This is a genomic window from Pseudomonas sp. IPO3774 (assembly GCF_013386835.1).
GTDB lineage: Bacteria > Pseudomonadota > Gammaproteobacteria > Pseudomonadales > Pseudomonadaceae > Aquipseudomonas.
This window is the reverse complement of record NZ_JACAQY010000045.1, coordinates 19,899-27,595: the sequence shown is the minus strand read 5'-3', so window position 1 is coordinate 27,595 and position 7,697 is coordinate 19,899. Positions and strand designations below refer to the sequence as shown.

The window sequence follows — 7,697 nt, the reverse complement described above, 5'->3', positions numbered from 1 at the left end:
GCTGGGCCAAGGATGGCCCATCGCGGCGGCCCACGGTCCAAAGCCGGAGTGAGGGCACACCGAGCCTAGGCGAGGTGCCGAGTGGTGGGGCAAGAGCGTTTTGCTTACTTTTGCGCTGTTCAAAAGTGAGCCGCTGTAAGAGCGGAACCAATAGCAGCCGTTACCGCAGCAACGGATATGCCCCCCCCAAGAAAACTTTCCTCCCCCGAGCGTGACCCAGATCCCACAACCCGTTGATTAATGATGGCATCCGCTCAGCTATACTCCTCTCCATTTGAATGGCCCTCGAGGAATTACTGTGAAGAACTGGACCTTGCGCCAACGGATTTTGGCGAGCTTTGCGGTCATCATCGCGATCATGCTGCTGATGGTAGTGGTCTCGTATTCACGCCTGTTGAAGATCGAGGCCGGCGAAGAGTCAGTCCGCGATGACGCAGTCCCCGGGGTCTACCTAAGCTCCATGATCCGCAGCGCATGGGTCGACAGCTACCTCGACACCCTCGACATCATCGGCCTGCGCAAAGACAAGACACTCACCGAAGCCGACAAGGCCGACTACAAGTCCTTCGAAGCGCGCATCATCACGCAAATGGCCAATTACAAGGCAACTATCAACGGCGCTGAGGATCAGGCCGAGTTCGATAAGTTCGAAGCCCTGCACCAGGCCTACAACAAGGCTTTGGCTGCAGTCACTGAAAACCTGCAACGCAATGACGTCGCCGCCGCCCGCAAAGTGTTCGACGAAGAGCTGACCCCGACCTGGACCGCAGGCCGCATGAAGCTCAACGACATCATCACCGAAAACAAAAACGTCGCGGACCGTGCCACCAACGCTATCGACGACGCCGTGTCCGCTGCAAAAATCAGCATGGGCGTCTCGCTGATCCTCGCGATCCTCGCCGCCGGCCTCTGCGGCCTGCTGCTGATGCGCGCGATCATGGCGCCGATGAAACGCATCGTCGACATCCTCGAAACCATGCGCACCGGCGACTTGAGCAAACGCCTGAACCTCGAACGCAAGGACGAATTCGGCGCAGTAGAGACCGGCTTCAACGACATGATGACCGAGCTCACCGCCCTGGTGTCCCAGGCACAGCGCTCTTCGGTACAGGTCACCACCTCGGTCACCGAGATTGCCGCGACTTCCAAGCAACAACAGGCCACGGCCACTGAAACCGCCGCGACGACCACCGAGATCGGCGCTACTTCGCGGGAGATCGCTGCTACTTCCAAGGACTTGGTCCGTACCATGACCGAAGTCTCCACCGCCGCCGACCAGGCCTCGGTGGCCGCCGGCTCCGGCCAGCAAGGCCTGGCGCGCATGGAAGAAACCATGCACTCGGTGATGGGCGCGGCCGACCTGGTGAACGCCAAGCTGGCGATCCTCAATGAGAAGGCCGGCAACATCAACCAGGTGGTGGTGACCATCGTCAAGGTCGCTGACCAGACCAACCTGTTGTCCCTCAACGCTGCCATCGAGGCCGAGAAGGCCGGTGAGTACGGTCGCGGGTTTGCCGTGGTAGCCACCGAAGTGCGGCGCCTGGCCGACCAGACCGCCGTGGCCACCTACGACATCGAGCAGATGGTGCGCGAGATCCAGTCGGCGGTGTCGGCCGGGGTGATGGGCATGGACAAGTTCTCTGAAGAAGTGCGCCGTGGCATGTTCGAGGTGCAGCAGGTGGGCGAGCAGTTGTCGCAGATCATCCATCAGGTGCAGGCCCTGGCGCCACGGGTGTTGATGGTCAACGAAGGCATGCAGGCCCAGGCCACCGGCGCCGAGCAGATCAACCATGCGCTGGTGCAGTTGGGCGATGCCAGCAGCCAGACCGTGGAGTCCCTGCGTCAGGCCAGCTTTGCCATCGACGAGCTGAGCCAGGTCGCCGTCGGCCTGCGCAGCGGCGTGTCGCGTTTTAAAGTCTGATGAACGACCTCGCGGCTAAACGCGGTGCTGTTGCGGCAGTGAAGAAAGCACTGTTCCTGGTGTTTCACATCGGTAATGAACGGTATGCCCTCAAGGCCACGGAAGTGGCCGAGGTGCTGCCGCGCCTGCCGCTCAAGCCCATTGCCCATGCGCCTGTGTGGGTCGCCGGGATCTTTGCCCATCGCGGGGCAATGGTGCCGGTGATCGATCTCAGTGCCTTGACCTTCGGTACGCCGGCCCAGGCCCGCACCAGCACGCGCCTGGTGTTGGTCAATTATCAGCCGGATACACTCACTCCGGCACGCTGGCTGGGGCTGATCCTCGAACAGGCCACCGATACCCTGCGCTGTGACCCGGCGGAGTTCCAGCCCTACGGCCTGGACAACCGCCAGGCCCGTTACCTGGGCCCGGTGCGCGAAGACGAGCGTGGCTTGATGCAGTGGATCGGCGTGGCGGACCTGCTGACGGCTGACGTGCAGGCGCTGCTGTTTGCCGCGGGCGAGGAGGGTTGATGAGCAGTGATCAACGCTTCTTCGACTTCCTTAAGGAGCGCATTGGCCTGGACGTTGCCTCGGTGGGCGAAGCGATCATCGAGCGTGCCGTACGCCAGCGCAGCATGGCGCTCAGCGCGCAGACCGCAGATCAATACTGGCAGCAATTGCAGGCCTCCACCGACGAACAGCAAGCGCTGATCGAAGCGGTGATCGTCCCCGAAACCTGGTTTTTCCGTTACCCCGAATCCTTCGCCACCCTGGGCCGGCTGGCGGTCGCCCGCCTGGCCGAAATCAAGCAGATGCGCGCCCTGCGGATCCTCAGCCTGCCGTGTTCCACCGGCGAAGAACCCTATTCGATTGCCATGGCCTTGCTCGACGCCGGGCTGGCACCGCATCAGTTCAAGGTGCAGGGCATGGACGTCAGCCCGCTGTCGGTGGAGCGCGCCCGCCGTGGGGTGTACGGCAAGAATTCGTTTCGCGGCCAGGACCTCGAGTTCCGCGATCGCCACTTCACCGATCAAACCGACGGCTACCGGATTGCCGACCGGGTACGCGAACAAGTGCGCCTGCAGGTGGGCAACCTGCTGGACCCCACGCTGCTGGCCAACGAGCCCACCTACGATTTTGTGTTCTGCCGCAACCTGCTGATCTACTTCGACCAGCCGACCCAGAAGCAGGTGTTTGAAGTGCTCAAGGGCCTGACCCATGTCGACGGCGTGCTGTTTATCGGTCCTGCCGAAGGCAGCCTGCTGGGGCGCCTGGGCATGCGTTCGATTGGCGTGCCGCAGTCGTTTGCCTTCAGCCGGCATGCGGAGCCCGCGCCTGAACCGGTATTTGTGCCGATGCCCGCGCCGATTCCTCAGCGCAGTGCCGCGCCTATCCCGACCAGGCCCCGGCCATTCAGCACCGTCAGTGCCCAAGTGGTACCGATCAAGCCGCCGCCCCCGCAGTCGGACGCCGCCGATCTGCTCAGTCAGATTGCGACCCTGGCCAATGAAGGCAAGAGCCTGGAAGCCCGTGCTGCCTGCGAGCGTTATTTGCAGAGCCATCCGCCGGCGGCCCAGGTGTTTTATTGGCTGGGCCTGCTCAGCGATGTGGCCGGCAGCGCCCTGGAAGCCCAGGGTTATTACAGAAAAGCCTTGTACCTGGAACCCCAGCACCCGCAGGCCTTGATGCACCTGGCCGCGTTGCTCGAGTCCCAGGGCGATGTCGCCGGCGCCCGGCGTTTGCAGGCTCGTGCCGCGCGCAGCGAGCGAGCTGACAGTGAGCGTAAATCATGACCCTGGATCCCGACCTGAACCTGACCCTGGCCGATACCCAGGCCATCGATGACTGCTGGAACCGCATCGGCATCCACGGTGACAAGTCCTGCCCGTTGCTGGCCGAGCACATTCACTGTCGCAATTGCTCGGTGTATTCCGCCGCCGCCACGCGCCTGCTCGACCGTTATGCCTTGCAGCAGGACGATCACCGCCCCGTCGCGACGCCGGAAGTCGAGGGTGATGTCCTCACCCGTTCGCTGCTGATGTTCCGCCTCGGCGAAGAATGGCTGGGCATCGCCACTCGCTGCCTGGTGGAAGTGGCGCCGTTGCAGCCGATCCATTCCTTGCCCCATCAGCGTTCCCGCGCCTTGCTGGGCGTGGCCAACGTGCGTGGCGCACTGGTGGCGTGCCTGTCCCTGGTGGAATTGCTGGGGCTGGACAGCACCGGCAGCGGCCCCAGTGGCGCACGAATCATGCCGCGCATGCTGATCATCGCGGCGCAGGACGGCCCCGTGGTGGTGCCGGTGGACGAAGTGGACGGTATCCATGCCATTGATGAACGCACCTTGAACGCGGCGTCTGCCTCCGGCACCCAGGCCAGCGCCCGCTATACCCAAGGGGTGTTGCAGTGGAAAGGCCGCAGCCTGCGCTGGCTGGACGAGGCGCAATTGTTGTCTGCCGTGACCCGGAGCCTCACATGACCCCCGACCAGATGCGCGATGCCTCGCTGCTGGAGCTGTTCAGCCTGGAAGCCGACGCCCAGACCCAGGTGCTCAGCGCCGGCCTGCTGGCCCTGGAGCGCAACCCGACCCAGGCCGACCAGCTCGAAGCCTGCATGCGCGCCGCCCATTCCCTGAAGGGCGCGGCGCGGATTGTCGGGGTGGACGCGGGGGTCAGCGTGGCCCACGTGATGGAAGATTGCCTGGTCAGCGCCCAGGAAAGCCGCTTGTACCTGCTGCCGGAACATATCGACGCACTGCTGCAAGGCACCGATTTGCTGATGCGCATTGCTACGCCGGGCAATACCGTGGGCCCGGCGGACATCGAGTCCTATGTGGCATTGATGGAGCGGTTGCTCGATCCGTCGCAGAAAGTCGCACCGCCCGCTGCGCCAAAGCCCGCGCCGCCGCCAACGCCCGCGCCAGAACCTGAATTGTCGATGGAAGCGCTGCTGACCCTGCCGCCGGAGCCCGAACCCGCGCCGCCGGTCAGTGCCGAACTGCCGCGCCAAAATAAGCGCATGACCGAAGGCGGCGAGCGGGTGTTGCGGGTGACCGCCGAACGCTTGAACAGCCTGTTGGACCTGTCCAGCAAGTCCCTGGTGGAAACCCAGCGGCTCAAGCCTTACCTCGCCAGCTTGCAACGCCTCAAGCGCATCCAGAGCAACAGCGCCCGCGCCCTGGAAAACCTCGACGGCCACCTCAAGACCGTCGACCTGAGCCTGGAAGCCCAGGAAGCCCTGGCCGACACCCGCCGCCTGTTGAGCGAAGCCCAGGCGCTGCTCGCGGAAAAAACCGCCGAAATCGACGAGTTCGGCTGGCAGGCCGGGCAGCGCGCCCAAGTCTTGTACGACACCGCGCTGGCATGCCGCATGCGACCGTTTGCCGATGTACTGGCCGGGCAGGTGCGCATGGTGCGTGACCTGGGCCGCAGCCTCGGTAAACAGGTGCGCCTGGAAATCGAAGGCGAGAAGACCCAGGTCGACCGCGATGTGCTGGAAAAGCTCGAAGCGCCGCTGACCCATTTACTGCGCAATGCTGTGGACCACGGCATTGAAATGCCCGAACAACGCCTGCTGGCGGGCAAACCGGCTGAAGGCCTGATCCGCCTGCGGGCGTCTCACCAGGCCGGCTTGCTGGTGCTGGAGTTGAGCGACGACGGCAACGGTGTCGACCTGGAGCGCCTGCGCGGCACCATCGTCGACCGGCATTTGTCGCCGGCGGAAACCGCCCTGCGCCTGAGCGAAGAGGAACTGCTCACGTTCCTGTTCCTGCCGGGGTTCAGCCTGCGGGACAAGGTCACCGAGGTCTCGGGGCGCGGGGTCGGCCTGGATGCGGTGCAGCATATGGTGCGCCAGTTGCGCGGCGCGGTGGTGCTGGAGCAGACGGCGGGGCAGGGCAGTCGCTTCCACCTGGAGGTGCCGTTGACCCTGTCGGTAGTGCGCAGCCTGGTGGTGGAAGTTGGCGAAGAGGCCTACGCCTTCCCGCTGGCCCACATCGAGCGCATGTGCGATCTTGCGCCCGACGACATCGTGCAACTGGAAGGTCGCCAGCATTTCTGGCACGAAGGCCGGCATGTCGGCCTGGTCGCCGCCAGCCAGTTGCTGCAGCGCCCGCCGGGGCAGGGCAGTCAGGAAACCCTGAAGGTCGTGGTGATCCGCGAGCGCGATGCGGTCTACGGGATTGCCGTGGAGCGTTTTATCGGCGAGCGCACGCTGGTGGTATTGCCCCTGGACGACCGGTTGGGCAAGGTCCAGGACATCTCCGCCGGAGCGTTGCTCGATGACGGTTCGGTGGTGCTGATCGTCGACGTCGAAGACATGCTGCGATCGGTGGACAAACTGCTGAATACCGGTCGTCTGGAGCGCATCGCCCGACGCACCCAGCAAACCCTCGAAGCACCGCGCAAGCGTATTCTGGTGGTGGATGACTCGCTGACCGTGCGCGAGCTGCAACGCAAATTGTTACTTAATCGCGGTTATGAAGTGGCCGTGGCAGTCGATGGCATGGATGGCTGGAACGCGCTGCGCTCCGAAGACTTCGACCTGCTGATCACGGACATTGATATGCCTCGCATGGACGGTATTGAATTGGTCACACTCTTGCGCCGTGATACTCGCCTGCAATCCCTGCCGGTGATGGTTGTTTCCTACAAGGATCGGGAAGAAGACCGTCGTCGTGGACTGGACGCCGGCGCCGACTATTATCTAGCCAAGGCCAGCTTCCATGACGACGCGCTGTTGGACGCGGTGGTGGAGCTGATTGGAGGAGCACGGGCATGAGGATTGCGATCGTCAATGACATGCCCATGGCCGTGGAGGCCTTGCGCCGGGCGTTGAGCCTTGAGCCGGCCCACGAAGTGGTGTGGGTTGCAGGCAACGGCCTGGAAGCAGTGCAGCGTTGCGCCGAATTCACGCCCGACCTGATTCTGATGGACCTGATCATGCCGGTGATGGACGGTGTGGAGGCCACCCGGCAGATCATGGCCGAGACGCCCTGTGCGATCCTGATTGTCACCGTCGACCGCCAGGCCAACGTCAGCCGTGTATTCGAAGCCATGGGCCATGGCGCCCTGGACGTGGTTGACACGCCTGCACTGGGCGTGGGCAATCCGAAGGACGCCGCGGCACCGCTGTTGCGCAAGATCCTCAATATCGGCTGGCTGATTGGCCAGCGTGGCAGCCGCGTGCGGGCCGAGCCTGCGCCCCAGCGGGCCACGGGCAAACGCCAGAGCCTGGTGGCCATCGGTTCGTCCGCAGGCGGCCCGGCTGCCCTGGAATCCCTGCTCAAGGGCTTGCCCCGGGACTTCTCGCCGGCCATTGTGCTGGTGCAGCATGTGGACCAGGTGTTCGCCGCCGGCATGGCCGAATGGCTGAGCAGTGCCTCGGGCCTGCCGGTGCGCCTGGCCCGGGAAGGCGAGCCGCCCCAAAGTGGCGTCGTGTTGCTGGCGGGCACCAACCATCACATTCGTCTGCTGAAGAACGGCACGCTGGCCTATACCGCCGAACCTGTGAATGAGATTTACCGGCCGTCCATCGACGTGTTTTTCGAGAGCGTCGCCAGCTACTGGAATGGCGATGCCGTTGGCGTGCTGTTGACGGGGATGGGGCGTGATGGCGCCCAGGGACTTAAGTTGATGCGTCAGCAAGGCTACCTGACCATCGCGCAGGACCAGCAAAGCTGTGCTGTTTACGGCATGCCCAAAGCGGCAGCGGCGATTGACGCGGCTGTTGAAATTCGCCCATTGGACAGAATTGCGCCACGATTGCTGGAGGTATTCGCAAAATGACCGATATCACAC

General features: G+C 63.8%; 6 protein-coding genes. All 6 read left to right on the top strand.

The window, feature by feature from the left end; all coding sequences use genetic code 11:
- Nucleotides 1-298: 298 nt before the first annotated feature.
- Genes HYE77_RS23505 through HYE77_RS23480 form a run of 6 tightly spaced genes read left to right on the top strand, consistent with a single transcriptional unit; the run spans nt 299 to nt 7,685 of the window.
- Nucleotides 299-1,921: a methyl-accepting chemotaxis protein gene (locus HYE77_RS23505; protein WP_003219261.1), complete on the top strand. Its 1,623-nt coding sequence runs from the start codon at nt 299-301 to the stop codon at nt 1,919-1,921.
- The gene (locus HYE77_RS23500; protein WP_177069471.1) at nt 1,921-2,433 is read left to right on the top strand and encodes a chemotaxis protein CheW; all 513 of its coding nucleotides are present in this window, start codon (nt 1,921-1,923) and stop codon (nt 2,431-2,433) included. Before HYE77_RS23505 ends, HYE77_RS23500 begins: the two co-directional genes overlap by 1 nt.
- The gene (locus tag HYE77_RS23495; RefSeq protein ID WP_008431117.1) at nt 2,433-3,695 is read left to right on the top strand and encodes a protein-glutamate O-methyltransferase CheR; all 1,263 of its coding nucleotides are present in this window, start codon (nt 2,433-2,435) and stop codon (nt 3,693-3,695) included. Before HYE77_RS23500 ends, HYE77_RS23495 begins: the two co-directional genes overlap by 1 nt.
- Nucleotides 3,692-4,378 (top strand): chemotaxis protein CheW, encoded by a 687-nt coding sequence (locus tag HYE77_RS23490; RefSeq protein WP_008431115.1) that lies wholly within the window; start codon nt 3,692-3,694, stop codon nt 4,376-4,378. Before HYE77_RS23495 ends, HYE77_RS23490 begins: the two co-directional genes overlap by 4 nt.
- Nucleotides 4,375-6,678, top strand: a complete 2,304-nt coding sequence (locus tag HYE77_RS23485; protein WP_177069470.1) for a hybrid sensor histidine kinase/response regulator — start codon at nt 4,375-4,377, stop codon at nt 6,676-6,678. The genes HYE77_RS23490 and HYE77_RS23485 overlap by 4 nt, the downstream gene beginning before the upstream one ends.
- Nucleotides 6,675-7,685, top strand: coding sequence for a chemotaxis response regulator protein-glutamate methylesterase (locus HYE77_RS23480; protein ID WP_003219250.1), 1,011 nt, complete (start codon nt 6,675-6,677; stop codon nt 7,683-7,685). Before HYE77_RS23485 ends, HYE77_RS23480 begins: the two co-directional genes overlap by 4 nt.
- The last annotated feature ends 12 nt before the right edge of the window (nt 7,686-7,697 follow it).